This window comes from Deinococcus apachensis DSM 19763 (genome assembly GCF_000381345.1).
GTDB lineage: Bacteria > Deinococcota > Deinococci > Deinococcales > Deinococcaceae > Deinococcus > Deinococcus apachensis.
Genome location: NZ_KB906399.1, coordinates 358,875 through 383,047, shown reverse-complemented (window position 1 = coordinate 383,047; position 24,173 = coordinate 358,875). Strand labels below are relative to the sequence as shown.

Annotated in this window: 19 protein-coding genes; 8 read left to right on the top strand and 11 right to left on the bottom strand. The window is 69.9% G+C overall.

The window, feature by feature from the left end:
• Window positions 1-58: 58 nt before the first annotated feature.
• The 5 genes from F784_RS0106375 to gyrA form a co-directional block, all read right to left on the bottom strand.
• Window positions 59-1,732 carry a glycerol-3-phosphate acyltransferase gene (locus F784_RS0106375; protein WP_019585887.1) on the bottom strand — a complete coding sequence of 558 codons (1,674 nt, stop codon included), beginning with the start codon at window positions 1,730-1,732 and terminating at the stop codon, window positions 59-61.
• A gap of 42 nt (window positions 1,733-1,774) precedes the next feature.
• Complete coding sequence (locus tag F784_RS0106370) at window positions 1,775-2,782, bottom strand: NAD(P)/FAD-dependent oxidoreductase (RefSeq protein WP_019585886.1); 1,008 nt, start codon at window positions 2,780-2,782, stop codon at window positions 1,775-1,777.
• Window positions 2,783-2,844: 62 nt separating this feature from the next.
• On the bottom strand, window positions 2,845-4,227 hold the full coding sequence (locus tag F784_RS0106365) for an FAD-dependent oxidoreductase (RefSeq protein ID WP_019585885.1): 1,383 nt from the start codon (window positions 4,225-4,227) through the stop codon (window positions 2,845-2,847).
• A 123-nt stretch (window positions 4,228-4,350) separates the two neighbouring features.
• Window positions 4,351-4,962, bottom strand: a complete 612-nt coding sequence (locus F784_RS0106360) for a helix-turn-helix domain-containing protein (RefSeq protein ID WP_019585884.1) — start codon at window positions 4,960-4,962, stop codon at window positions 4,351-4,353.
• A gap of 329 nt (window positions 4,963-5,291) precedes the next feature.
• On the bottom strand, window positions 5,292-7,721 hold the full coding sequence (gene gyrA, locus F784_RS0106355; protein ID WP_019585883.1) for a DNA gyrase subunit A: 2,430 nt from the start codon (window positions 7,719-7,721) through the stop codon (window positions 5,292-5,294).
• 279 nt (window positions 7,722-8,000) lie between these two features.
• Between gyrA and F784_RS0106350 the strand changes: the two genes are divergently transcribed.
• Window positions 8,001-9,335: an HD-GYP domain-containing protein gene (locus F784_RS0106350; RefSeq protein WP_019585882.1), complete on the top strand. Its 1,335-nt coding sequence runs from the start codon at window positions 8,001-8,003 to the stop codon at window positions 9,333-9,335.
• 292 nt (window positions 9,336-9,627) lie between these two features.
• Here the strand turns inward: F784_RS0106350 and F784_RS0106345 are convergent, their stop codons facing one another.
• Window positions 9,628-10,536 carry a carbohydrate kinase family protein gene (locus F784_RS0106345; RefSeq protein ID WP_019585881.1) on the bottom strand — a complete coding sequence of 303 codons (909 nt, stop codon included), beginning with the start codon at window positions 10,534-10,536 and terminating at the stop codon, window positions 9,628-9,630.
• A gap of 110 nt (window positions 10,537-10,646) precedes the next feature.
• Between F784_RS0106345 and F784_RS0106340 the strand changes: the two genes are divergently transcribed.
• The 4 genes from F784_RS0106340 to F784_RS0106325 all read left to right on the top strand — a co-directional run bounded on the left by F784_RS0106340 (window position 10,647) and on the right by F784_RS0106325 (window position 15,313).
• Window positions 10,647-11,561, top strand: a complete 915-nt coding sequence (locus tag F784_RS0106340; protein WP_026332317.1) for a histone deacetylase family protein — start codon at window positions 10,647-10,649, stop codon at window positions 11,559-11,561.
• A 121-nt stretch (window positions 11,562-11,682) separates the two neighbouring features.
• Window positions 11,683-12,309 carry a cyclic nucleotide-binding domain-containing protein gene (locus tag F784_RS0106335; protein WP_019585879.1) on the top strand — a complete coding sequence of 209 codons (627 nt, stop codon included), beginning with the start codon at window positions 11,683-11,685 and terminating at the stop codon, window positions 12,307-12,309.
• 143 nt (window positions 12,310-12,452) lie between these two features.
• Entirely contained in the window at window positions 12,453-13,508 is a 1,056-nt protein-coding gene (locus F784_RS0106330) for a DNA double-strand break repair nuclease NurA (protein ID WP_019585878.1), read from the top strand.
• Window positions 13,509-13,537: 29 nt separating this feature from the next.
• Window positions 13,538-15,313 carry an ATP-binding protein gene (locus F784_RS0106325; RefSeq protein ID WP_051086941.1) on the top strand — a complete coding sequence of 592 codons (1,776 nt, stop codon included), beginning with the start codon at window positions 13,538-13,540 and terminating at the stop codon, window positions 15,311-15,313.
• 3 nt (window positions 15,314-15,316) lie between these two features.
• Here the strand turns inward: F784_RS0106325 and pdxR are convergent, their stop codons facing one another.
• On the bottom strand, window positions 15,317-16,792 hold the full coding sequence (pdxR, locus tag F784_RS0106320) for a MocR-like pyridoxine biosynthesis transcription factor PdxR (RefSeq protein WP_019585876.1): 1,476 nt from the start codon (window positions 16,790-16,792) through the stop codon (window positions 15,317-15,319).
• 18 nt (window positions 16,793-16,810) lie between these two features.
• Here pdxR and F784_RS0106315 point away from each other — a divergent pair, with 18 nt between their 5' ends.
• The 3 genes from F784_RS0106315 to F784_RS0106305 all read left to right on the top strand — a co-directional run bounded on the left by F784_RS0106315 (window position 16,811) and on the right by F784_RS0106305 (window position 20,293).
• Window positions 16,811-17,440: a pyridoxamine 5'-phosphate oxidase family protein gene (locus tag F784_RS0106315; RefSeq protein ID WP_019585875.1), complete on the top strand. Its 630-nt coding sequence runs from the start codon at window positions 16,811-16,813 to the stop codon at window positions 17,438-17,440.
• Between the two features lie 72 nt (window positions 17,441-17,512).
• Window positions 17,513-18,772, top strand: a complete 1,260-nt coding sequence (locus F784_RS0106310) for an aspartate aminotransferase family protein (RefSeq protein ID WP_019585874.1) — start codon at window positions 17,513-17,515, stop codon at window positions 18,770-18,772.
• Between the two features lie 117 nt (window positions 18,773-18,889).
• On the top strand, window positions 18,890-20,293 hold the full coding sequence (locus F784_RS0106305) for an MATE family efflux transporter (RefSeq protein WP_026332316.1): 1,404 nt from the start codon (window positions 18,890-18,892) through the stop codon (window positions 20,291-20,293).
• 63 nt (window positions 20,294-20,356) lie between these two features.
• On the opposite strand, the gene F784_RS0106300 is transcribed toward F784_RS0106305, so the two are convergent.
• From F784_RS0106300 to sat, 4 genes are all read right to left on the bottom strand, one after another.
• Entirely contained in the window at window positions 20,357-21,115 is a 759-nt protein-coding gene (locus tag F784_RS0106300; protein WP_019585872.1) for an ABC transporter ATP-binding protein, read from the bottom strand.
• A complete protein-coding gene (locus F784_RS0106295; RefSeq protein ID WP_019585871.1) occupies window positions 21,112-21,945 on the bottom strand; it encodes an ABC transporter permease in 834 nt (277 codons plus the stop codon). Before F784_RS0106295 ends, F784_RS0106300 begins: the two co-directional genes overlap by 4 nt.
• Window positions 21,946-21,949: 4 nt before the next feature.
• Window positions 21,950-22,912: an ABC transporter substrate-binding protein gene (locus F784_RS0106290; RefSeq protein WP_019585870.1), complete on the bottom strand. Its 963-nt coding sequence runs from the start codon at window positions 22,910-22,912 to the stop codon at window positions 21,950-21,952.
• 74 nt (window positions 22,913-22,986) lie between these two features.
• Window positions 22,987-24,159 carry a sulfate adenylyltransferase gene (gene sat / locus F784_RS0106285; protein ID WP_026332315.1) on the bottom strand — a complete coding sequence of 391 codons (1,173 nt, stop codon included), beginning with the start codon at window positions 24,157-24,159 and terminating at the stop codon, window positions 22,987-22,989.
• Between the last annotated feature and the right edge of the window lie 14 nt (window positions 24,160-24,173).

Below are 24,173 nucleotides of genomic sequence, written 5' to 3'. Positions count from 1 at the left end.
CCCCTCCGCTGACGGAAAAGATGAGGTCACTGACCAACCCTGAAGGCTTTAGGGACCTTCAGTCCACCACCTGAAAGCCCAGCCGATCCGCCTCCTCCACGAAGAAATTGATGTTCTCCGTCAGCGTCTGCGGCCCCAGGCTCTTGCGCCCGTGCTCGCCCGTCGCCGCGATGATCAGCGTCTCGGCCAGGCAGGCGGGCACCGCGCCCTCCCCGAATTGCAGGTCGATGTTGCTCGTCATGCCGCCGGGGGGGCGAACCACGCCGCCCGGAATCACCCGCACGCCTGGAACCTCCAGCACGCTCTCAGCAACGTCGGCGGGGCGGCCCTCGTCGAAGATCCACGCGCCCGGCTTGACGTGCTGCGGGAAGATCACCGGGTTGGGGTCGGAGGTCGCGCTGAAGATCAGGTCAGCCTCCCTCAGGCTATCGTAGCTCGTCGTGGTGACGATTTCCGTCTCCCTCGCGGCGCGGCGCAGGGTGGCCGCGCTCCGCTCCAGCCGCTCCATGTCCCGCCCGATCAGGATGACCTTCCCGACCTGCGGCGCGATGGTTCGCGCGATCCCGAAGGCGACCACCCCGTTCGCCCCCACGATGCCCGCCGTCGCCTGCCTCAGGTCGCGGCCCGTCTGCTGAAAGTGCTCCAGGATGCCGGGAATGGCGGCCTTGATGGTGCCGCTGGTGTACGCCCCGCCGTTCGTGATCGTGATGTCCGGGACGGCGGCCTGCACGTCCACGCCCTTGTTGCCCACCACGCTCCAGAAAGCACCCAGGCCGAACACCTCCGCCCCCAGCTCCTGCGCGAGGCGGGCGCCCTCGATGGCGCGGCGGGTCGCCAGCTCCGGCTGGTCGCGGAACACGTCAGGGAGGAGGGGGCTGCTCAGCAGGTAGCAGCGGATGTCCTTGCCCTCCACCGTGCGGATGCCGTGGAGTTCGCCCACCTTCATGGGCCGCAGGTTCTCGGCCATCTGCCGCACGCTCCTCTCGCTGAGCACGCCGCGCTCCACGAGCGGCTTCATCCACGAGAAGCGGCGCGACTGCCAGAAGTTCTCCAGCGTCATGGGGTGAATCATGAAGGCGGTGACGACCTCGTCGGCGCGTTTCCCGGCCACCGGCACGTCCTCCCCGAACCGCGGTTCGGTGCCGTCGAGAATCCGGCCCAGGTTCTCCTTGAAGCGCCACGCCGCCGCCACGAGCAGGCCGAGTGCGGCCAGCTTGGCAGGAATCCCCAGCGGCGAGAGCGCCACCAGCGCCGTGAAGGCGAGCAGGCCCAGGAGCGTGGCGCCGCTGATGTACCCCCAGAAGCCCAGGGCGCCCGCGTATACGACCACCGGCAGCACTGTGAGCCACAGGCTCACCCCGCCCGCGACCGAGAGTCCCGCCAGTACGCCCAGCAGAACGAGGTTCCCGCGCCCCCGCGGCGGCATGTCGCCGTACAGGAAGCGCGGTGGGTTCAGGTGCCCCAGGTACGCGGCGAGGGCAGCCAGCACGCAGAGTTTGGGCGAACCCAGCGAGGACGACATCAGCACCGCGAGGAAGCCCTTGGCGAAATCGAGGGTCGCGCTCGCCGTCGCCAGTCCCGGCCCCACCCGCCGCAACACGTTCTCGACGCCCAGGTTGTACGCGCTGTTCACGCGCGGGTTCACGCCCATGCGGGAGAGCAGCCAGTGCCCCAGCGGCAGGCTCCCCACCCCAAACGCGATTCCCAGGAGCAGCACGGACAGAAAAGCCATGAGCGGCATTCTAGCGGGGGAGTGGGGCGCATGCCCTTCCACTCAGATTTGGGACGCAGGCCGCGGATACCCGCCCCGCTCGCTGCTGTGCCCCGGCCTGACTTTCAGCTCCGGGCGGACGTGGTGGGCGGCGTGGTTGGCCGCCAGCGCCGCCTGCCCGAAGGCCAGCGAGAGCAGCTTGAAGTCCCCACCCGAGCGGGCAAGGTCGCCGACCACGTAGACGCCCGGGAGAACCGTCTGCCCGCCCGGGCCGTCGGGCACGTATTCGCCCTCCCATTCCAGGGGCCAGCCCAGCAGCGGCGAGAGGTCGGGGAGGTAGCCGTTCAGGACAAGGACCGTGTCGGCCTGGACGTGCGCGACCTCGCCGTTCACTGTCAACTCGGCCCCGTCGGGAGTCAGGTGAGACAGCACCGCGGGGGCCAGGACCCGTAAGCGTCCTGCCGACCGCTCCGCCTCCAACCGCGCCAGCATCCCCGGATCGCCCCGAAAGCCCGCCCGGCGATGTGTGAGGGTGACCGCCGCCCCGGCCTCCACTAATTCGAGCGCGGCGCGGGTTGCCTGGGGGACGCCTCCTACGACGAGGACCTGCCGCCCAGCCAGCCCAGCGGGGTCGGGCAAGTCAGTCCGTATGTCCGGGTGCGTCTCAACCCCGGCTATCCGCACGTCCCGCGGCAGCAGAGCGCCCAGACCCGCCGCCAGGATCACGGCACCTGCTTCGTACTGGCTCTTGTCCGTGCCGACGATCCAGCCTCCCTCGCCGTCCGGCCCCAGCGTTCGCGCCACCTCGCCCATTCGGAGGTCCGCCTCCAGCGGCTCCAGTTGCGCCAGCAGCGCGGCGACCAGACCGGCGGCCCGAATCTGTGGCGAACCCGGTGCGTCGTACACGATCTTGTCGGGGTAAAGGGCCATGAGCTGACCGCCGGGCTCGACCCGTGCTTCCAGCACCCGGACACTCAGGCCGCGCCAGCCCGCGTAGAAGGCGGCGTACAGCCCCGCCGGGCCGCCGCCGATCACCAGAACGTCTGTGCGGGAGGGCTGCTCGCTCTGCATCGCCGGGAGTATGGCAGAGGGCCGGGGGAACGCCTGTCCCCCAGCCCCCGGTGTCCTGGCCCTCAGTCCCCGGCCAGTTCCTTCTTGCGGCGGTGCGTCAGCATCTCGTGCTTGTGGACGACCTTGGCGCGCGGGCGGCCTAGCGCCTGGCCCTGGGCGAGTTCGTGGGCGTCCAGCTCCCGCCAGTCGTGGAAGGTGTAGACGTCTACGCCCTTGCCCGCCAGCAGGGCGTCCACGGCCTCGCGGGTGGCATCCGGTGCCAGGGGCAACGTTCCGGCCCTTGCGTCTGCCAGCAGGTGTGCCACCGTGTCCACCGCGTCCTTCTTGTTCGTGCCGATCACGCCGCTGGGGCCACGCTTGATCCAGCCCGCCGTGTATTCGCCGGGGCAGCCCTCGACGCGGCCCTCCACGTTTGGAATGACGCCCTGGCGCTCGTTGAAGGGGACGCCGGGCAGTGCCACCCCCTTATACCCCACCGAGCGCAGCACCATCTGAACGGGCAGCGTCTCGTACTCGCCCGTGCCCACCGCGTTCCCGTTCTCGTCCAGGCGGTTGCGCTCGATCCTCAGGCCGCCCACGTTGCCCTCGCCGTCGTCCAGAATCTCGACGGGGGAGACCAGGAAACGCAGGTGGATGCGGCGGTCCTTGCCTTCAGGCGTTCGTCCGGCGAAGTCGCGCAGCACGTCCAGGTTCTTCCTGACGACGTTGTCCGTGACCGCCGCTTCCTCCGCCTCGCCCACCGCGATCTCCTCGGGTTTGACGATGGGGTCCGCGCCCTCCAGTTCCCCGAACTCGCGCAGCTCCTTGGTGGTGAACTTGGCCTGGAGGGGACCGCGCCGTCCCAGCACCCACACGTCCTTGACATGGCTCTGTTCCAGGGCGCTCAGGGCGTGGGCGGCGATATCGCTGGAGTGAAGTTCCCCCACCGTCTTGACGAGGATGCGGCTCACGTCGAGCGCCACATTGCCCACGCCGACCACCGCCACGCCGGTCGCGTTCAGCACCATCTCGCGCGCCGCCGCGTCCGGGTGGCCGTTGTACCAGGCGACGAACTCGGTGGCGCTCATTGAGCCCTTCAGGTCTTCGCCGGGAATGCCCAGGCGGCGGTCAGAGGAGGCGCCCACCGTATAAATGATGGCGTCGTAGTGAGCCTTCGCCTCCTCGTGGGTCAGGTCGGTGCCGAACTCCACGTTGCCCAGGAAGCGGACGCGCGGGTCCGAGAGCGTCTTTTCGAAGCCTTTGGTGACGCTCTTGATCGTGAGGTGGTCGGGGGCCACCCCGTAGCGCACCAGACCATAGGGAGTGGGCAGGCGGTCGAACACGTCCACCTCCACGGGGAGGTCAGTCTGTTTGGTTAGCGCCTCCGCCGCGTAGATGCCGCTGGGGCCGCTGCCGATCACGGCGACCCGCAGGGGCCGCTCGGGGGAAAAAGTCGGGGTCGTCATGGCTGCAAGTGTACCGGGCACGCTAAGGCCGATGGTGGCCCGCTTCTGAACCAGTAACAGCCGGAGGCTGCCCAAACGAAAAACCGCCCGGCGTGAACCGGACGGTCTGGGAAAGAGGCTGAATTACGCCGCAGCGATCTGGGAGAGGGCCTTCTCGTCCTTGAGGGTGATCTTGCCGTAGCCCGCGCTGATCACGCCCTCACGGCTGAGTTCGCCGACGACCTTGGTAACCGTCTCGCGTACGGAGCCGACAGCAGCGGCCAGCTCGTCGTGGGTGGCGTAGATCATCGTCTGGCCGGAGTCAAGCTGGGTGGCGAGGGCGGTGTCCTTCAGCTCCAGCAGCTCACCGGCGATGCGGGCGCGCAGCCGCTTGCCGACCAGGCGATAGATGCTCTCGTAGGCGCGCTCCAGCGTCTTGACGAGGTGGGTGGTGACCACGAGGTTGTCCTCGGCAGTCATCAGGGCAGGGTTGATCACGTCGACGGTGGAGTCGGTGACGGCCTCTGCGAAGTAGGCGCGGTTCACCCCCGCCAGCGCTTCCTCGCCGAAGTACTCGCCGGGCTTCACGTAACGCAGGGTCAGGCCGTTGCCGTCGTCGTCCATGGTGTGGACGCGCACCAGACCGGAGGCGACGCGGTAGAGCATGTCGCTCTTGCCAGGGTAGAGGATCACGGCGCCGGGGCGGTAGGTAACGGTGTCGACGAAGGTCTTGGTCAGGGAGTTGGACTGTGTCATTCGGGTCGCCTCCTGGGCGTTGGTTTTGCGGGCAACCGGGCACACCCCGGCACAGGTCACAGTGTAACCGAAGACCGGTATTTTGTAAACACTTTTGTTTCTTTAAGCAGTATTTAGCTTACAAAGCTCGGCTGTAGGGGGAAGGCGGGAGAGGCGCGCTGCGGCGCGAAAAAGGGAGATGCCGTTCCGGGGTTCTCCTCACCGGAGTCTCATGGAGAAGGCCCTTCCAAACGGTTGGGGCAGGCTGGGGTACGGGCCAACCTGTTCGACCCGGCTGTCCAAAAGAAGCGCCCGGCCATCATGACCGGGCACTGCTGGGCGAGCGAACTTTACAGCTCATCCTCGCGGCGGATCGGGAAGGCGCTGATCACGCGGTCCTTCTCGCCGATGTTGATGACCTTCACGCCCTGCGCGTTGCGGCCCGTCACGCGGACCTCCTCAACGCGGGTGCGGATGACGGTGCCCTTCTCGGTGAGGACCATCAGTTCCTCGTTCCCCGCCACGTGCGTCAGGGCGACGAGGCCGCCGGTCTTGTCGGTCACGTCCAGGGTGATCACGCCCAGGCCGCCGCGCCCCTTGCTGGGGTAGTCGCTGACGGGGGTGCGCTTGCCCAGGCCGTACTCGCTCACGGCCAGGAGTTCGCTGCCCTCGTCGCCGCCGGGCACGAGCGCCATGCTCACGACCTCGTCGTCCTCACGCAGGCGGATGCCGATGACGCCCTGGGTGGCGCGGCCGGTGTCGCGCACCTCGGTCGCCGCGAAGCGCATCGCCTGCCCGCCGCGGGTGGCAAGGACTACATGGTCGCCGTCACGCTGGATATCCACCCCGATCAGCTCGTCGCCGGGCTGGAGGTTGATGGCGATCAGCCCCGCCGAGGTGATGTTGCCGTACTCGGTGATCAGGGTCTTTTTCACCATGCCGCGCTTGGTGGCGAAGACGAAGCAGCCCGGCTCGTCGAAGCCCTTCACACTCAGCACCGAGGCGATGTTCTCGTCCTCGCGCAGTCCGGGGAGCAGGTTGCGGATGTGGGTGCCCTTGGCGTCGCGGCCCGCCTCCGGCAGGTCGTAGATCTTCTCGTGGAAGACGCGGCCGTCGTCCGTGAAGAACAGCAGGTAGTCGTGCGTGGAGCCCACGAAGACGCTGGTATTGATGTCCTCGTCGCGCAGCTTGCCGCCGCTCGCCCCGCGCCCGCCCCGGCCCTGCGCCCGGTAGGCGTCGAGCTTCGTGCGCTTGAGGTAACCCGCCTTCGTCATGGTGATGACCATGTCCTCGACGGCGATCAGGTCCTCCTTGGAGATGTCGTCCTCCAGGTCGGTGATCGTGCTGCGGCGGTCGTCCCCGTAGCGGTCGCGCACGTCGCGGATTTCCTTCTTGATCTCGCGCCACAGCAGCTTCACGTCACCCAGGATCGAGCGCAGCCGGGCGATGGTCTTCTGAAGCTCGTCGTACTCGCTCATCAGCTTCTCGCGCTCCAGGCCGACGAGGCGCTGGAGGCGCATATCCAGAATGGCCTGCGCCTGAATCTCGGTGAGGCCGAAGCGGGCCATCAGCACGTCACGCGCTTCCGCACCCGTGTTGCTGCCGCGGATCAGAGAGATGACCTCGTCGATGTGGTCAAGCGCCTTGATGAGCCCTTCGAGGACGTGGGCGCGTTCCTCGGCCTTCCGCAGGTCGTAGGCGGTGCGGCGGGTCACCACGTCGCGGCGGTGGTCCAGGAAGGCGCGCATCGTGTCGATCAGCGGCAGCACACGCGGCTCGCCGTTCATGATGCTGAGGTTGATGACCGTGAAGGTGCTCTGGAGCTGGGTGTACTTGTAGAGCTGGTTGAGGACCAGCGTGGGGATCGCGCCGCGCTTCAGCTCGATCACGATCCGCACCGGGTCCTTGCGATCGGACTCGTCGCGCAGGGCGGAGATGTCGGGAATCTTGCCCGCCTTGTACATCGCCGAGATCGTCTGGATCAGGTTGGTCTTGTTCACCTGATACGGAATCTCGGAGATGATGATCTGGCTTCTCCCGTTCTTCTCGTCGATGCGGGCCTTGCCGCGCACCTTGAGCCCGGCGTGCCCGGTCGCGTAAGCGTCACGGATGCCCTGGCGCGAGATACGCCCGCCCGTGGGGAAGTCCGGCCCCAGCACATGCGTCATCATCTCGTCGAGGTCGATCTCGGGCTTGTCGATCAGGGCGAGCAGGCCGTTGCTGATCTCGGTGAGGTTATGCGGCGGGATGTTCGTCGCCATGCCCACCGCGATGCCCGCCGCCCCGTTGATCAGCAGGTTGGGCACCGCCGACGGCAGCACCGAAGGCTCCTCAGTCGTCTCGTCGTAGTTGGGCTTGAGGTCGACCGTCTCCTTCTCCAGGTCGGCCAGCACTTCCTCGGCGACCTTCGTCATGCGCGCCTCGGTGTACCGCATCGCCGCGGGCGGGTCGCCGTCGATGGAGCCGAAGTTGCCCTGCGGGTCCACGAGCGTGTAGCGCATGTTCCACCACTGGCCCAGCCGCACCATCGCGTCGTAGATGGAGGAGTCGCCGTGGGGGTGGTACTTCTTCATCACCTCACCGACGACGGCCGCCGACTTGGCGTGCTTCTGGTTGCTCGCCAGGCCCTCGAGCAGCATCGCGTACATGATCCGCCGCTGCACGGGCTTGAGACCGTCGCGCACGTCGGGCAGCGCGCGGTCCACGATCACGTTCATCGCATAGTTGATGAAGTTGGTCTTGACTTCACTGGTGATGTCAACGGGATGGATTCCAGTCATGAGGCTCCAGTCTGTGTGCGTCAGCTGAACAACGGTCCGCCGACGGAGAGGGGAAGGGGGTCCCGGCGACAGGCCAAGGATGGAATAATTCTACCACATTATGCTTTCAGCGTAATGACTTCCGTTCCCCTCGCCCGCATCAGTCTACCGCGAAGCGCGAAAAATGGGCGGCCAATAGACCTGTCTGTCCTACCTGGGCACGGCACCATGAGAATGTAGGGAACTATATTTAGAAAGTCTTTACCTATGTGCTATGGTCGCCCAGTGAAGCGCCGACTCGTGTTGACGTACCTGTGGCTGATCCTGGGGCTGGGCGTGCTGGGATATGCGGCGCTGGTCGGCCACCTCGGGTTGCTGATGGGTGCGGCACTGCTGCTGGCGGGGGTGACGTGGCCGCTGGGTGGGGGGCTGCGCTGGACGGCTCCCGCCGCCTACCTCGCGGGGTTTCTGGGCTCGCTCGCGCTGCACGGCCCGGGCGACTTGCCCGACCTGCTCGGCGGGCTGCTGGTCGCCGGGGCCCTGGGCGGCCTGACGGTCCGCGAGAAGGTGACCGGCACGCGGCTGACCTGGACGCGTCGTACAGCTGAGGCGCTCCAGAGCGGCAGCGAGCGGCTGGCGGGGGCCCGGAACGTCGAGGCGATCAGTCGGGCCGGGGTGGAGATCCTTCAGGGGCTGGACGTGGCGCCGCACATCGCCTTCGTGGCCTACCGCCAGGGCACGCCGGTCATTCTGGCGGGGCGTGGGGCCTACGCCGCCCACATGCAGCGGCCCGTACACCCCAGCGACGAGGACAGCCGCAGCGTGCAGGCCGACCACTGGGTGGCCGGGGAGGTGTTGACGCTCCTGCGCCGGGAAGAGCGCGCCAGCTATCACGTCGCGGAGGTGTACGGCGGCGCGGCGCAACACCTGGGCATGCTCGTCCTGGCCCGTCCAGAGGGGACCTTCTCGGCGGAGGAAATCGCGGTCGTCGCCTCCTTCGGGCGGCTGATCGGCGCGCAGCTCGGGCAGTGGCAGGCGATTCGCGACCTGCGCGAGGCCAACGACCTCACCCTGCGCTCGCTGGGGGCGGCCCTGGAACGCCGCGACGATGACACGGGCGGCCACACCCTGCGGGTGGTGAGCGCCAGCGTGCGGCTCGCCGAGCGGCTGGGCTGGGACGAGGAGCGCGTGGGGGCGCTGCGCTGGGGCGCGTACCTGCACGACCTGGGCAAGCTGGCGATTCCCGATCATGTCCTGCACAAGCATGGCCCTCTCGACCCCGAGGAGCGCCGGATCATCCAGACCCACGCGGCGCTGGGCTACGACATGCTTCAGGACCTGCACTTCCTGCCCGCCGGGACCCTCGACCTCGTGCGTTACCACCACGAGCGCTGGGACGGTGGCGGCTACCCCGCCGGGCTGCGCGGGAAGGACATCCCTGAGACCGCACGGCTGTTCGCCATTGTGGACGTGTACGACGCGCTGACGAGCGAGCGGCCCTACAAGCCCGCCTGGAGCCGCCACCGCGCTCTGAACGAAATCCGCTCCCTATCCGGGCGGCAGTTCGACCCCCAGTATGTCGAGGCCTTCCTGCACCTGATGACCGAGCAGGACGACGTGCGCCTGGTGGTGTGAGCCAAGGTCGGGGGACGTGCCCTCTCTTCCACAGGGGGCCGCGTGATGTGCGGAAGTTGCCCGAGCAAGGGAAGAGGCGTGTGGGACGGCAAAAACCCCTTGAGGGGGAGGCTGGGACTGGCACAGCTCCGCAGGAGAGGGGTGAGCGGGCACGCCCCGCGGCGCGTAGACGACGCAGGCCATCTTGTAGATGCTTGGGCTGGTCACACGCCCCCTCATCCCGGCCCTCTGCTTTGCAGCTTTGTAAGTCTCCCACGAGGGGAGAGGGAGAACTTCCTCCTCACGTGATTCCTCAGCCCCCCAATGCCTCCAGGTCCGCGCGGGTGGGGGCGTAGGCGCCGGGGCGGGCGCAGGCGGCGGCGGCGGCCCGCAGCCCGAGTTGCAGGTGCTCGGTCCACAACGCCTCCGTGCGTTCCGTCGCGCTCACGAGGAGGCCAGCGCAGAGTGCGTCTCCCGCGCCGACCGTATCGGCCACCACGACAGGCACGGTGGGAAGGTCCACGCGGCCAGCCGGTTGGTACAGGGTCACCCCCCGCGCGCCGCGGGTCACCACGACCGGGCAGCGAGCGTTCAGGCCGCGCACGCGGCGCAGGGCGTCCTCCTCGGACTGCCCGGGGAAGAAGAAGGTCAGGTCCTCGTCGCTGAACTTCAGGAGGTCGGCCTGGCGGATGACCCGCTCGAACACGTAGGGGTAGTCAGGGTGGCGGTGGGTGATGCGGGCGTTGGGGTCAAAGCTGATCCTGACGCCTGCCCCCCTCGCGGTCTCGATCATCCCCAGTAGCGTGTCGGCGAGCGGCCAGCGGGCGAGGCTGATGCCGCCCACGTGCAGCCAGCGGGCGGCTCCTTCCCATCCCTGCGGCAACCGGGCTGGGTCGAAGTGCAGGTCGGCGCTGTTCTCGCCCAGGAAGCGGTAGGCGGGCGGGTCGATCTGGTACACGACCGCCATCAGGGTCGGGGCGGGCACCTGCTGGAGAAAACGCCCGTCGAGCCCGGCCGCCTCGCCCGCTCGCCGCAGGTCCTCCCCAAAGTTGTCTTGGCCGACAGCGCCCGCAAAGGCGCTGGGCACCCCCAGCCGCGCGCAGGCCCGGGCGACGTTCCAGGCGGCCCCGCCGGGGTGGGCGTGCCACACCTGGCCCCCGGCGGTCACGAGGTCGGTCAGCGCCTCCCCGGCGCTCACGATCAGGGGCATCTGCGAGGTCATGCCGATCAGGGTAAGGCCACGGATGGGGACGGCGCGCCCAGCGGGCTGTGCAGGTCACAAATGAGGCGAATGACGCTCCCCGTTTCCACCCCCTGCGCGAGACTGCCCGGGTGACCGTCCCCGCCTCCTTCGTCCACCCCTTTCGGGCCTACACGCCCGCCGCGTACACCTTTCCGCTGCCCGAGGGCCACCGCTTCCCGGCCTACAAGTACGCGGGGGTAGCGGAGCATTTGCGCGGGCGGCTCCCCGTGCTCGACACGCCCCCCCTGAGTTGGGCGGACGCGGCGCGGGTGCATGATCCCGGCTGGCTGCGGTGCTGGCGCCGGGGCGAGGTGACGGCGCCTGAGGAACGCGCCTTCGGGCTGCCCTGGAGCCCCGGCGTGGTCGAGCGGGCACGGCGGGCGGCGGGGGGCAGCCTGGCGGCGCTGCACGACGCGCTCGCGCACGGCTGGGGCGCCAACCTGGCGGGCGGCACCCACCACGCCTTCCGCGACCGCGCCGAGGGTTTCTGCCTGCTCAACGACGCGGCGATCCTCACCCGGCTCGCGCTGGACGACGGGCTGGCGCGGCGGGTGGCGATCCTCGACCTGGACGTGCATCAGGGCAACGGCACGGCGGCGCTGCTGGGACCCGAGCCGCGCGCCTTTACCCTCAGCATCCACGGCGAGCGCAACTATCCCTTTCGCAAGGAGACGAGCAGCCTCGACCTGGGGCTGCCAGACGGCGTGACGGACGGCGAGTACCTGGACGTGCTGCGCGGGCAGGGCCTGCCCGCCCTGGAGGCCTTTCGCCCGGGGGTGCTGCTGTACCTTGCCGGGGTGGACGTGCTCGCCGGGGACCGCTTCGGCCGCTTCGCCCTGAGCCTGGACGGGGTGCGCGAGCGCAACCGCGCGGTGCTGGCCTGGGCGCGGAAGACGGGCGTCCCGGTCGTGACGATGATGGCGGGCGGCTACAACCGCGATCACGCTCTCACCGTACGGGCGCATGCGAGCGTGGTGGAGGACGGGCTGGAGGTCTTTACCTGAGCCTTGGTTGGCAGATTCTTCACAGAGTATGGGTAGAACGCTTCGAGGTTGAACAACTTGGGTACAGTCAGAGCCGAACGGTTGCCCGCCCTCGCCCCTCTTCTGCCGTCAGGAGCGCGACATGAGCCTTTATGCGTCACCCCCACCCCCAAGTGAGCCCCTTCGCCGTCCCCTGCGCCGCGGCGACACCCTGTACTACGCGGGCGACCCGGCCCCCAGCCTCTACCGCCTGGACAGCGGTCTGCTGCGCGCCGTGCGCCTGACGCCGCAGGGCCGCACCCTGACCGTGCGTCACGTGCGCCCCGGCGACATCTTCGGGGAGGAGACCCTGCAGGGCCAGGCCCGCGCCCACCAGGTCGTCGCCCTGACCGACGCCTCGGTCACGCCGCTGCACCCGCAGCACCTGGGCGCCGCCGAGCTGTGGGAGGTGACCCGCAGCCTGGGCGCGCAGCTCCAGCGCATGATGACCGACGGGGTCCACATCCAGGACGGCGAACTGCGCGAGCGCATCGCCCGTTACCTGCTGAACCTGGCGGACAGCAGCCTGGGCGGGGCGCACCGCGACGGCACCCGGTACGTGCGCGCCACCCACGAACTCATCGCCGAGGGCACCGGCGCCACCCGCGAGAGCGTCTCCAAGCTGATCGGCGAGATGCGCGACGACGGCTTGCTGACGCCCGCCTACCGCTGCCTGACCCTGACGGACGAGGCGGGGTTGCGGTCACTGAGCGGGTATCACGGCGAGTAGGACAGAAGGGACATGTCCTGACCCGGGCCAGCCCCGGGTTTTTCCGTTTCGGGTGGGAAAGGTGTGCGCGACTCCTGGTGTCCAATCCGCCTGAGCGGCGAAATTCTCGCCGGACCCTCTGCGCCCCGCGTAGAATGCGCCCCATGCGGATTCGCCTCGACCCCTGGCCGGTCGACACCTTCGACGGCCAACTCACCCTCCAGCCCTTCGCCGGGCTGGTGTTCAACGCCGAGACTGACCGCTGGGCCGCCCTCCCCACCCGCGGGGTGCCCACCCGGGTGCGGCGCGTCCTGGTGGTGGACGGCAAACCGCGCATGGAGGCCCGCCTGCTCCTCAATGACGAGGCCGGAACGTTAAGTGTGGCGGGCTTCGGGGCCTACGTGGTGGGCGCGGTGGACCTGTGCCCGCACGGGAGTCGCCGCGCCGAGTTGCATGATGTCCGCGCCCGTCGCGTGCTGGCCTACAGCGGCGACCACCGGCTGGAGCCCACCCGCCTCAGCCCGCGCAACCCGCACTCGGGGCGTCTGGAGTATCAGCCGCACCCCTTTCAGGGGGCTCAGGTGGAGGGTGCCCGCTCCAAACTCCAGCGCCTGATGCTGGACGACGAGCAGCGCCTGAGCGCCGAACTCGCCTCACCCCTGCCGCTGGACGAGACGGACCCCGACGCGCTGCCCGAAACGCTCGTCCTCCAGGACGGCCCCGTGCGGGTGGGCGAGGCGGGCCGCGCCGTCGTGGGCTACGTCAAGACGCTGCACACCGACTACTTGGGCGCCGACCGCATCGGCCTGCTGTCCGAGCTGAGGCCGGGGGAGCGCACGCCCATCCTGCGCTTCACGGTGGGCGACCGGGGCGAGGGCCACACGGGCGGGGGCCGCGAGCAGCGCTTCACCTGGTATGTCCGCCTGTGCGACCCACCCTTCTACCAGCACCCGCTGGCGGGCGTGATGCGCCTGGAGATGCACGCGCCCGAGGATGTGGACTTCGTGCCCCGGGGTGTGCAGGACATCGCCGACCTGTCGGGCGCCCTGCTGTGCCGCCTCGCCAGCCAGCCGCACAAGGACCCCCGCGCCCCGCAGAACCTGGTCCCGACCGCCGCGCTGGAACAGGCCATGACCCGCGCGATGGGCAGCGCCGACCTGGTGACGCGCCGCATCCGGGCGCACCTGGCGGGGCAGTACGGGACGGCGGTGGTCGCGTGACGGCCTCCGAACACGGCGAGCGCATCGGCATGGTGCTGGGCACTGAGGACGCCACGCCCGTCACCTTCTGGTTCGCGGTGGCGCCGGGCGCGAGTGTGGGGATGGACGATCTGGTGGTCGTGGGCACCCGCAAGCCGGACGGTCGGCCCGTCCACTTCTACGGCATCGTGGATCACGTCCGCACCCGCCACGAGGGCGTGACCTTCGACAGCGACGTGCAGGATGTGGTGGCCGGGCTGCTCCCCGCCTCCGTGAGCTACGCGGCCCGCGTCCTCGTGACCCGGGTGGACCCCGAGGACTTCATCCCCCCGCAGCCCGGGGACGAGGTGCGGCACGCGCGGGGCGGCGACCTCGCCCTGGCCCTCAGCGCTGACAAGATGGACCATTCCTTTCCAGGCGGCCTGCTCACTGACGGGCAGGTCCTGCCGATCAACTACGGCTTCGTGAACGGTGAGCAGGGCGGGCACATTAACATCAGCGGCATCTCGGGCGTGGCGACGAAGACGAGTTACGCCCTGTTCCTGCTGCACGCCATCTTTCGCGGAGGCGTCCTCGCCAGGCGCCGCGAGGGCCACAACACCCGTGCGCTGATCTTCAACGTGAAGGGCGAGGATCTGCTGTTCCTCGACAAGCCCAACCGCCGGATGGGGGAGAAGGAGGGCGACCTTCAGGCGCGCAAGGGCTGGCGCGAGGGCCGCTATGCCCGCCTGGGTCTGCCCGCCGAGCCCTTCCGTGACGTGCAGTTCCTCGCGCCGCCGAAGGGGGGAGCGGGCGACGTGATCGTGCCGGACGTGGAGCAGCGCTCGGCGGGGGTCACCCCCTTCGTCTTCAGCCTGCGCGAGTTCTGCCAGCGGCGGATGCTCCCCTACGTATTTCCGGACGGCAGTGGCAGCCTCAATCTCGGCTTCGTGATCGGCAACATGGAGGAGAAACTCGCGCGGCTGGCCGCCGGGGATGACGCGCCTTACCTCACCGTGGAGGACTGGCAGCCGGACACGGAGGTGCTGCTCTCCGAGAACCTGCGCTTCGACGAGATGGGCAAGACGCGGGTCGAGACCTTCGCGGCGCTGATCTCCTACCTCGAATACAAGCTGCTGGAGCAGAACGAGGGCGAGGGCGATCCCAAGTGGGTGCTGAAGCAGAACCAGGGGACGCTGCGCGCCTTTATTCGCCGCCTGCGGGGCGTGCAGAAGCACCTCGCGCCCCTGGTGCGCGGGGACCTGACTCCCGCCCAGGCCGCGAAGTACCGCCCCGACCTGCTGAAACAGGGCGTGCAGACGACCGTGGTGGACATCCACAAGCTGGGCGCGCACGCGCAGAGCTTCGTGGTGGGCGTGCTGCTGCGCGACCTCTTCGAGCACAAGGAGCGGTACGGGCGGCAGGACACGGTTTTTGTGGTGCTGGACGAGCTCAATAAGTATGCCCCGCGCGAGGGGGACAGCCCCATCAAGGACGTGCTGCTGGACATCGCCGAGCGCGGCCGCTCCCTCGGCATCATCCTGATCGGCGCCCAGCAGACGGCCAGCGAGGTCGAGCGGCGCATCGTCTCCAATGCGGCGATCCGGGTTGTGGGGCGCCTGGACTTGGCGGAGGCCGAGCGCCCCGAATACCGCTTCCTGCCGCAGAGCTTCCGCGCCCGGGCGGGCATCCTCCAGCCGGGCACCATGCTGGTGTCGCAGCCCGACGTGCCCAATCCGGTCCTTGTGGGCTACCCCTTCCCCGCCTGGGCGACCCGCCGCGACGAGGTGGCCGAGGAGGTGGGCCAGGGGGCCGAGGACGCCGGGAAGGACTGGCTGGGGTTGTAGGGATTAGTCTCCCCGCACCACCCGCACGATCTGCCGCGCGCCCCGCTCGACCTCGGCCACCGTGAGGCCACCGTAGCCCAGGACCAGGGCGTTCGGGGCCTCACCCGCGAAGGTGTAGCTCTCCGCCGTGCTGACGTACACACCCCGCCGCGCGAGTTCGGCCGCAAGCTCCCCGGCGGGAAGGTTCGGCGGCAGATGCAGGCAGGCGTGCAGCCCCGCCTCGATCCCGCCCAGCCTCGCTTCCGGCGCGAGGGGCGCGAGGGTCCGGGCCAGGGCCGCCTGCTGCTCCCCGTGCCAGCGCCGGGCACGGCGCACGTGTCGGTCCAGGTGTCCCCCCGCAATGAGGAGGGTCAGCGCCGCCTGCGTCACCCGGTCGTGTCCGCCGTCCGCAAGCGCGCGGGCGCGGGTCAGGGCGGGGACGAACGCGGGCGGGGCGACCACGAACCCCGTCCGAACGGCGGGGGTGAGCAGCTTGGACAGGGTGCCCAGGTACAGCACCCGGTCCGCGGCCCCCTCCAGGCTGGCGAGGGGCGGCAGAGGCGGCGCCCCGTAACGGAATTCGCCGTCGTAGTCGTCCTCCACGATCAGGGCGTCGTGGATCTGGGCCCAGCGCAGCAGCACCAGGCGCCGCGGCAGGCTCATCCGCACGCCGAGCGGGTACTGGTGGCTGGGCGTGACGACGGCGAGCCGGGCGGGGGGGAGGCTGCCGGTGACCAGGCCGTCCCCATCCACGCGCACGGGGACAGTCTCGTGCCCCGCGTCGAGCAGCACCTGCCGCGCGGCGCGGTAGCCGGGGTTCTCGACCAGAACTCGGCTTCCGGGCGGCAGCAGCCGGGCAATCAGGCCCAGGGCGCCCAGACTGCCGGGCGTGATGACCACCCGTCCCGCCTCCGTCCGCAACCCCCGCGCCCGCCCCACAAAGGCCGCGAGGGCCGAGCGCAGTTCGGGCTCGCCCGCCGGGTCGCCGTAGTCGCCGCCCGGAGCGTCCGCACCTGGCACCATCCGCGCGGCCTGCGACCAGGCCGTCTGCCACGCTTTCCGGTCCAGCACCCGCGTCCCCGCTACCCCGGGCCGGAAGTGGAGGCCGGGGGCGGTCGTGGGGCCATCTATGGGAGCCGGGCCGGGAAGGGTGAGCCAGGCGGGGAGACGGGTGATCCTCTCCCGGGGCGTTGCCGCCGCCCCCTGTGCCACCCACGTACCCCGTCCCACCCGCGTCTCCAGCGTGCCGTCCGCGATCAGCTCCTCCAGCGCCAGCGTGACCACGCCCCGGGTGACGCCGAGGGCCGCCGCGAGGGTGCGTGAACCGGGTAGCGGTGCATTCGGGGGAAGGGCACCCGAGAGCGCCGCCATCCGCACCTGCCCCGCGAGTTGCCGGTGCAGCGGTATGGGGGCCGAGCGGTCGAGCTGCAAGGGAACGGGAAGCAGATCGAGTGGACCTGCCTTTCCGGCGGTTTCCGGCTCTGTCTTGAGGTCCGGCATGGCTCTAGCGTAGCGGGTATGACCCAGGCGACCCCGACCGGCTTCTATGATCCCCGCCACCGCGACCCCTCCCTGGGCCGCCGTTCGCAGAACCGCCGCGACGACGAGTGGATTCGTGCCCTGCTGCTGAGGGTGCCCCTGGGCCGTGTGGCGACCGTCTGGGAGGACGAGGACGGTGCGGCCTTCCCCTTCGTCACCCCGCTTGCCTTCGCGTACCGTCCGGAGCGGCATGACCTCGTGTATCACACGAACATCGCCGGGCGGCTGCGGGCGAATACCGAGCGGGGTCGCCCTGCCCGAGCCACCTTCGAGGCGTCCGAGATCGGGTCGTTGCTCCCCAGCAACGATCCCCTGGAACTGTCGGTGCAGTACCGCAGCGTGATCGTCTTCGGCACGGCCCGCCTCCTGACTGATCCAGACGAGGCGCGGGAGGCCCTGACGGTGCTGAGCGAGCGGGTGTTTCCAGGGTTGCGGATAGGAGAACACACCCGGCCCATCTCGGACTCGGACCTCGCCCGCACCTCCGTCTATTCCCTGAGGATCGAACGCTGGAGCGGCAAGGAGAACTGGGCGCCCGCCGCCGGGCAGACGGGAGATTGGCCCGCCCTCACGCCCGGGCAGGCGCGGCTTCGTCCCGCGCGGCCCTGACCCGCCCGGCTGGACACGCGCCCCTTTTGCCCGGCCTTCACCCCCTAGACTGAGCCTCAACAGGAGGTCAACGTGACCGTACAGAGTGAACCCCAGCAGACGAATGCCAGCAAGTGGCTCGACGCCGAACTGCGTTACGACTCCGGCGTCTACAACAAGCATCAGGTCGTGATGGTGCGCGGCCAGGGCGCGACCGTGTGGGACGAGACGGGCCGCGCGTACATCGACTGCGTGGCCGGGTACGGGGTGGCGAATATCGGTCACTGCCACCCGGATGTGGTGCGGGCGATCAGGGAGCAGGCCGAGCGGCTCATCGTGATGCCCCAGACGCTGCCCAACGACAAGCGGGCCGAGTTTCTGACGGAACTCGTGGGTGTGCTCCCCCAGGGCCTCGACCGCGTCTTCCTGTGCAACTCCGGCACCGAGGCGATGGAGGCGGCCAAGAAGTTCGCCATCACGGGGACGGGCCGCCAGCGCTTCGTCAGCATGAAGCGCGGCTTTTCGGGCCGCAGCCTCGGGGCGCTGGCCTTCACCTGGGAGCCCAAGTACCGCGAGCCCTTCGGCGACGCGGTGGACAACCGGAACGTGGACTTCATCTCCTACGGGAACATTGAGGAGCTGCGAGCGGCCGTCACCGACCAGACCGCTGCCGTCATCCTGGAACCCGTGCAGGGCGAGGGCGGCGTGCGGCCCGCGAGCCTCGAATTCATCCAGGAGGCCCGCCGCATCACCCGCGAGCGGGGCGCCCTCCTGATCCTCGACGAGATTCAGACGGGGTTTTGCCGCACGGGCAAGATGTTCGCCTCCGAGCACTTCGGGGTGATCCCCGACGGCATGACCCTGGCGAAGGCGATGGCGGGTGGGGTGCCGGTCGGTGCCTTCGCCATGACTGCCGAGGTCGCTGACCGGATGCCCGCTGGCGGCCACGGCACGACCTTCGGCGGCAACCCGCTGGCGATGGCCGCCGGAGTGGCCGCCATCCGCGCCATGAAGAACGAGGGCATGGCCGAGCAGGCGCGCGAGAAGGGCGCGTACTTCATGGAGCGGCTGCGCGCCATCCGCTCCCCCAAAATCCGCGAGGTGCGCGGCCTGGGTCTGATGATCGGCGTGGAACTCAAGGAGAAGAGCGCCCCCTACATCGCCGCCCTGGAACACGAGGAGGGCGTGCTGACCCTGGCGGCGACCCCGCTGGTCGTGCGCTTCCTGCCCCCCGTGACGATCAGCCGGGAGCAGATCGACCAAGTCGTCGCCGCCTTCGAGCGGGTGCTGGAGAGGGTGAATCCCCGGCAGGTCCCCGTGCAGGAAGTCCGGGAGGAGAAGCAGACCGAGTAAGGGAGCCCGGTAGGGGAGGCGGGGCGCGGACTCCATTTCGCGTCCCGCCTCCCCGTGTCTAGCCCTCCGCCATTCGGCTGAGGGTCCCCGAACCGCCCGGGTGTACCTTGGCGCGGTATGTCGGCCGTTTCCTCCCCCCCGTCTGAATCGATTCAAGCCCGCTCACCCGGGCGGGAAATCGCCGCTATCGCCGTTCCGGTCAGCCTGGAGATGGTGCTGCAACTCGTGCTGACCTTCGTGAACCAGGTCATCGTGGGCGCGCTGGGCGTGGTGGCCGTCGCGGCGGTGGGGCTGGCGGGCAGCGTGAGCTTCCTGTTCTTCGCCACGCTGGGGGCGCTGGGCTCGGGCACCTCCATCCTGGTGGCGCGGCGGGCCGGGGCGGGGGACCGGGCGGGCGTGAACGGCACGCTGACGGTCGCGCTGGTCGTCAGCCTGCTGCTCGCCGGGCTGGCGACGGCCCCGGTCATCCTGGGGGCCGGGGGCCTGCTGCGCCTCGCGGGTGGCGCGCCCGAGGTGACCGCCACGGCGGTTCCCTACCTGCGGGTCGCCATACTGTCCCTGGTGCCCGGCATGCTCGGCTGGATTCTCAGCGGGGCGCTGCGCTCGCTGGGTCACGCGCGCACGCCGATGGTCGCCACCATGCTGACGGTGGTGGTCGAGAGCCTCGCCGCCGTGGGGCTGGTATTCGGTGTTGGCCCGCTACCGGAGCTGGGCGTGGTGGGGGCCGCCTGGGCATTGGTGGTCGCGCAGACCCTCAAGGCCGCGCTCCTGGCCTGTCTGGTGTACGGTCCGCGCCATCTGGCCGCCTTCGCCCTGCCCGCCCCGGGGAGCCGCCGTGCGGTGGCGGTCCCCCTCCTCAGCCTGTCCGCGCCCATCGGCCTGACCGAGTTTCTGTGGAGCCTGGGCGGTTTTCTCTACGCCGCCGTGTTCGCCCGGGTGGGCACGCAGGCCCTGGCCGCCAGCCAGATTGTCGGCACGCTGGAGGGCATCTTCGTGGTGGGGTCGTTCGGCCTGATGAGCGCCACCACCGTTCTCGTCGGGCGGGCGCTCGGCGCGGGCGACGGTCCCGGGGCGCGGGCGTGGCTGGGGCGCGTGGGCCGGGTGGGAGGACTGACCGGCCTGGGCTTCGGCCTGCTGTTCGCCCTGAGCGGTCTGCTGCTGCCGCTGCTGTTCCCGGCGGTGGGCGCGGACGTTCGGGCCATCGCGCTCGGCGGCATCCTGATCAACGCCGCCACCCAGGTCGTCAAGGTCCGCAACATGATCCTGGGGGGCGCGGCCCTGCCCAGCGTCGGCGACGGCAAGGGCGTCATCACGGGCGACGTGGTCGGCGCGTTCGTGGTGGGCCTGCCGCTCGCCGTCTTCCTCGGCCTGTATACCCCGCTGGGCGTGTGGGGCGTCTTCCTGGCCCGCGTGCTGGACGAACTCGCCAAGGTCGCCATCTTCGAGTGGCGCCGCCGCCGGGTGAACTGGGCGGGGGTAGCCGAGGGGCAGCGGGGGCCAGGGGTGCTGGCGGGGGATTGAGAGGGTAGACGGCAGAAGGAGCCGGGGCTGACGCCTCGGCTCCTTCTCGCCTCCCGGAGGCCCTTACCCCTCCAGCGTCTCCCGCAACTGCCCCACGCTCAGTTCCCGCGCGGCGCCGTCCAACACGACCTCGCCGCCACGCAGAGCGACGACGCGCTGCCCCAGGGCCAGGGCTTCCTCCAGGTTGTGCGTCACGAACACGACGGTGACCCGCCGCGCCCACCAGATGCCCAGCAGCTCATCGGCGAGGACCGTCCGCGTGCGGTCGTCGAGCGCGCTGAAGGGCTCGTCGAGCAGCAGGAGCCGCGGCTGCACGGCGAGCGCGCGGGCCAGACTGATACGCTGGCGTTGCCCGCCCGAGAGCTCGTGGACACGGCGGGGGCCATAGCCGCTTAGCCCGACCAGGCGCAGGGTGTCCTCCACCCGGGTATCCCGTTCAGCGCGGGGCAGGCGCTGGCGCTCCAGGCCGAAGGCGACATTGCCCGCCACCGTGCGCCAGGGGAACAGGGCCGGTTCCTGTTGCACCAGCGTGAGCCGGGGGTCCGGGCCGCGCACGGGCGTGTTGCCCAGCCGAATCTCGCCGACCTGGGGCCGCAGGAAGCCCGCCAACAGCGAGAGCAGCGTGCTCTTGCCGCTGCCCGAGGGACCGACGACGCACAGGAACTCGCCGGGCTGCACCCGCAGGTCCAGCGGGCCGAGGCCCGCTGGGGTGGCTGCCGTCCGCGAACGCCCGTAGCGATACGTCACCCCGTCCAGCGTCAGGCTGACCCCCTGCGGGGCAGTGCTGGCAGACGGGGCGGGGCGAGTCATCGTGGCGGTCATTGTGTCACCTCCAGGCCGTAGTCGCGGCGGACCCGGGCCTCCAGCGCCCGCAGCAGGCTGTCGAACAGCCCGCCGATGATCCCGATGATCAGGATGGTGGCGATCACCAGCGCCATATTCGCGGTGTTGCGGCCGATCTCCAGTTGCGCGCCCAGGCTGGCGCTCGCGCTCACGAGGAGTTCGCCGCCCACCAGGGCCCGCCACGCGAAGCTCCAGGCCGTCCGCAGCCCGGTCAGGATGCTGGGCACGGCGCTGGGGAGCAGCACCCCCGTCGTGAGGCCCAGCCCACTCGCCCCCAGCGTCCGCCCCGCGATCCGCAGCGCCGGGGGCACGTTCATCAGGGCCCCCGATACGGCCAGCGCGACCGGAATAAAGCCCTCCAGAATGACCACGAACAGCACCGCGCGCTCGTTCAGGCCGAAAAAGAGGATGGCGAAGGGCACGAAGGCGATGGACGGCACGCTCTGAATGCCGGTGAGGTAGGCTCCGACCGTCTCGCGCAGGAGTCGCCACGCGCCCATGAGCAGGCCGACCAGGCCGCCCAGCAGCACAGCAATCGCGTAGCCCACCAGCACCCTGCGCAGGCTGTTGCCGATGGCGGCGAGCAGCTTCCCGTCCTGCGGCCCAGTTCCCCACAGGCCGTAGCTGATCTCGGTCCACACCGCCCGCGGGCTGGGGAAGACGTAGGGCGGGTAGAGCCGGAGCACGTCGGTCACCAGCCACCAGAGGGCGAGCAGCAGCAGCAGGCCCAGAAGTTGCCACAGCAGCATCCGCCAGCGGGAGGCGCGGCGGGGCGCGGCGGCGGGGTTCGCGGGGGAAACCGTCGTCATGGCCTCACTTCAACAGGCTGGGCAGGAGGAAGGCCTTCAAGTCCGGCACGTTGCGGGCGTACCCGGCCTCCACGTTCAGGGCGGCGTAGTCGTTCAGGGCGTCCAGGTCCACGCGGGTCGTGAAGCGGGTGCGAACCATCGCCCGCTGGAGGACGCGCAGGTCGACCTTCTGCCCGGTCAGCTTCTCCAGCTCGTTGTTGACGACCGTCCGTGCGGCGGCGGGGCTCTTGTTCAGGTAGGCGACGGCATCCGCGTGCGCCTTCAGGAAGGCGGTCACCAGGGCCGGATTCGCCTGGGCGAACTTGGTATTCACGATCACGATGGTCGTGGGGTACTGTCCCCCGCGCCACACCGTCTTCTCGTTGCCGATCAACCGGTGGCCCTGCGCCTCCAGCACCGCGCCCCAAGGTTCGGGGACGAGGGTCGCGTCCACCCGCCCCGCCGCGAAGGCCGCGATCACGTCGGCGGGGGCAACGGGCGTCACGGTGACGTTGCCCCCGTCCGCCTGCGCCTTCAGGCCCTGCTCCTTCAGGAGGTGCCGCAAGCTGATGTCCTGCGTGTTCCCCAGGCTCGGCACCGCTACCCGCTTCCCGGCAAGGTCCTTGTACGTCCTGATCCCGCTGTCCTTGCGGGCGATGAGCACCGCCCCCGCCTCGCTCGCCCCGGCAACGATCTGGAGGGGCATCCCCCGCGCCGCGCCGTTGATGGCCGGGCCGGGGCCGACATACGCGATGTCGATCTGCCCCGCCGCGAAGGCCTCCATCAGGGTGGTGCCCGAGACGAACTCCCGGGAGTCGAGCTTGGCGCTGCCCAGCGCCTTCTGGAAGTACCCCTTCTCCAGCCCTACGAGCGCGGGCGCGTGGGTGAGGTTCGGGAAAAAGCCCAGGCGGACGGTCGTGGCGTTCTGCGCCTGGGCGGTGGGCGTGAGGAGTGCGGCGGCGGTCAGGATGGTCAGTGTTCGGGTCATTCGTCCCTCCGGTGGATAGAGTCAGTGAACACGGCCCCGGTGAGGCCCGGATGCAGCTTCTGAGGGGGACGGGCTTAACCCTGAGCGGTGTACGCCCCGCGCAGCACCTCGGCGACCTCGGGGCGGGTGAACTCGGCGGGCAAACCCTCTCCGGCACGCAGCTTCTCGCGCACCTTCGTGCCGCTCAGCACGAGGTGATGCTCGCTGCCGTGTGGGCAGGTGCGCGGGCTGACGAGCTGCCCGCACGCCCCGCAGTAGTAGGTATGCTCGAATTTCAGGATGCGGATGCCCAGTTCCTCGGGGGTGTAGGCCGAAAAGATTTCCTGGGCGTCGTAGGTGCCGTAGTAGTTGCCGACTCCGGCGTGGTCTCGCCCCACGATGAAGTGCGTCACCCCGTAGTTGCGCCTGGAGAGCGCGTGCAGGATCGCCTCACGAGGCCCGGCGTACCGCATGGCGGCGGGGTACACGCTCAGCAGCGTGCGGGCCTGCGGGTAGTAGCGGTCCAGCAGCACCTCGTACGCCTTCACGCGGGTGTCGGCGGGCACGTCGTCCCCCTTCGTCTGCCCGACGAGCGGGTGCAGCAGCAGGCCGTCCACGAGTTCCAGCGTGACCTTGTGCAGGTACTCGTGCGCCCGGTGGATCGGGTTGCGGGTCTGAAAGGCCACCGACGTGCGCCAGCCCCGGGCCTCGATCACCGCCCGGACTTCGGACGGGGTGCGGTGGTGGTGGGGAAAGGCGCCGCGCGGCACCTCGAACAAGGTGACGGGCCCGGCCAGGTTCACGTCCCCCTGCGCGTAGAGCGCCGCCACGCCGGGGTGCGCGGCGTCCTCCGTGAGGTAGACCTCGCGCGCCTCCAGCCCCTTGCGGGCCTCGAAGCGTTCCTGCACGTCCAGCGTGCCGACCGCCTCTCCTTGGCGCGTCAGCACCACGCGCCCCGCGTACTGCCCCGCCTCCTCGCGGCCCACCGGAAGCGTGATCGGGATGCTCCAGGGCGTGCCGTTCGCCAGCCGCAGGTGCTCGATCACGCTGAGGTAGTCCCCCTCGCCCAGAAAGCCCGTCAACGGGGAGTAGGCCCCCGTCGCCAGCATTTCCAGGTCGGCGTAGGCGCGGTCGGAGAGTTCCAGCCGGGGCAGGCCCGCGAGTTCGGCCGGGTCGAAATCAAGGCCGGGCCGCTGCACGCCGCTGACCAGGGTGCCGCCCAGCGGCGCGGGAAGGAGGATGGGGGAGGGGTCGGGCAGGATCGTCATGGCGGGCCTTTCGA

Coding starts and splice junctions, on each gene's coding strand:
- F784_RS0106290 (WP_019585870.1), bottom strand. CDS start 22,912: ATGACCCGAACACTGACCATCCTGACCGCCGCCGCACTCCTCACGCCC.
- F784_RS0106375 (WP_019585887.1), bottom strand. CDS start 1,732: ATGGCTTTTCTGTCCGTGCTGCTCCTGGGAATCGCGTTTGGGGTGGGG.
- F784_RS0106335 (WP_019585879.1), top strand. CDS start 11,683: ATGAGCCTTTATGCGTCACCCCCACCCCCAAGTGAGCCCCTTCGCCGT.
- F784_RS0106360 (WP_019585884.1), bottom strand. CDS start 4,962: ATGACACAGTCCAACTCCCTGACCAAGACCTTCGTCGACACCGTTACC.
- F784_RS0106305 (WP_026332316.1), top strand. CDS start 18,890: ATGTCGGCCGTTTCCTCCCCCCCGTCTGAATCGATTCAAGCCCGCTCA.
- F784_RS0106370 (WP_019585886.1), bottom strand. CDS start 2,782: ATGCAGAGCGAGCAGCCCTCCCGCACAGACGTTCTGGTGATCGGCGGC.
- F784_RS0106295 (WP_019585871.1), bottom strand. CDS start 21,945: ATGACGACGGTTTCCCCCGCGAACCCCGCCGCCGCGCCCCGCCGCGCC.
- F784_RS0106345 (WP_019585881.1), bottom strand. CDS start 10,536: ATGACCTCGCAGATGCCCCTGATCGTGAGCGCCGGGGAGGCGCTGACC.
- F784_RS0106365 (WP_019585885.1), bottom strand. CDS start 4,227: ATGACGACCCCGACTTTTTCCCCCGAGCGGCCCCTGCGGGTCGCCGTG.
- F784_RS0106325 (WP_051086941.1), top strand. CDS start 13,538: ATGGTGCTGGGCACTGAGGACGCCACGCCCGTCACCTTCTGGTTCGCG.
- F784_RS0106300 (WP_019585872.1), bottom strand. CDS start 21,115: ATGACCGCCACGATGACTCGCCCCGCCCCGTCTGCCAGCACTGCCCCG.
- gyrA (WP_019585883.1), bottom strand. CDS start 7,721: ATGACTGGAATCCATCCCGTTGACATCACCAGTGAAGTCAAGACCAAC.
- F784_RS0106315 (WP_019585875.1), top strand. CDS start 16,811: ATGACCCAGGCGACCCCGACCGGCTTCTATGATCCCCGCCACCGCGAC.
- sat (WP_026332315.1), bottom strand. CDS start 24,159: ATGACGATCCTGCCCGACCCCTCCCCCATCCTCCTTCCCGCGCCGCTG.
- pdxR (WP_019585876.1), bottom strand. CDS start 16,792: ATGCCGGACCTCAAGACAGAGCCGGAAACCGCCGGAAAGGCAGGTCCA.
- F784_RS0106330 (WP_019585878.1), top strand. CDS start 12,453: ATGCGGATTCGCCTCGACCCCTGGCCGGTCGACACCTTCGACGGCCAA.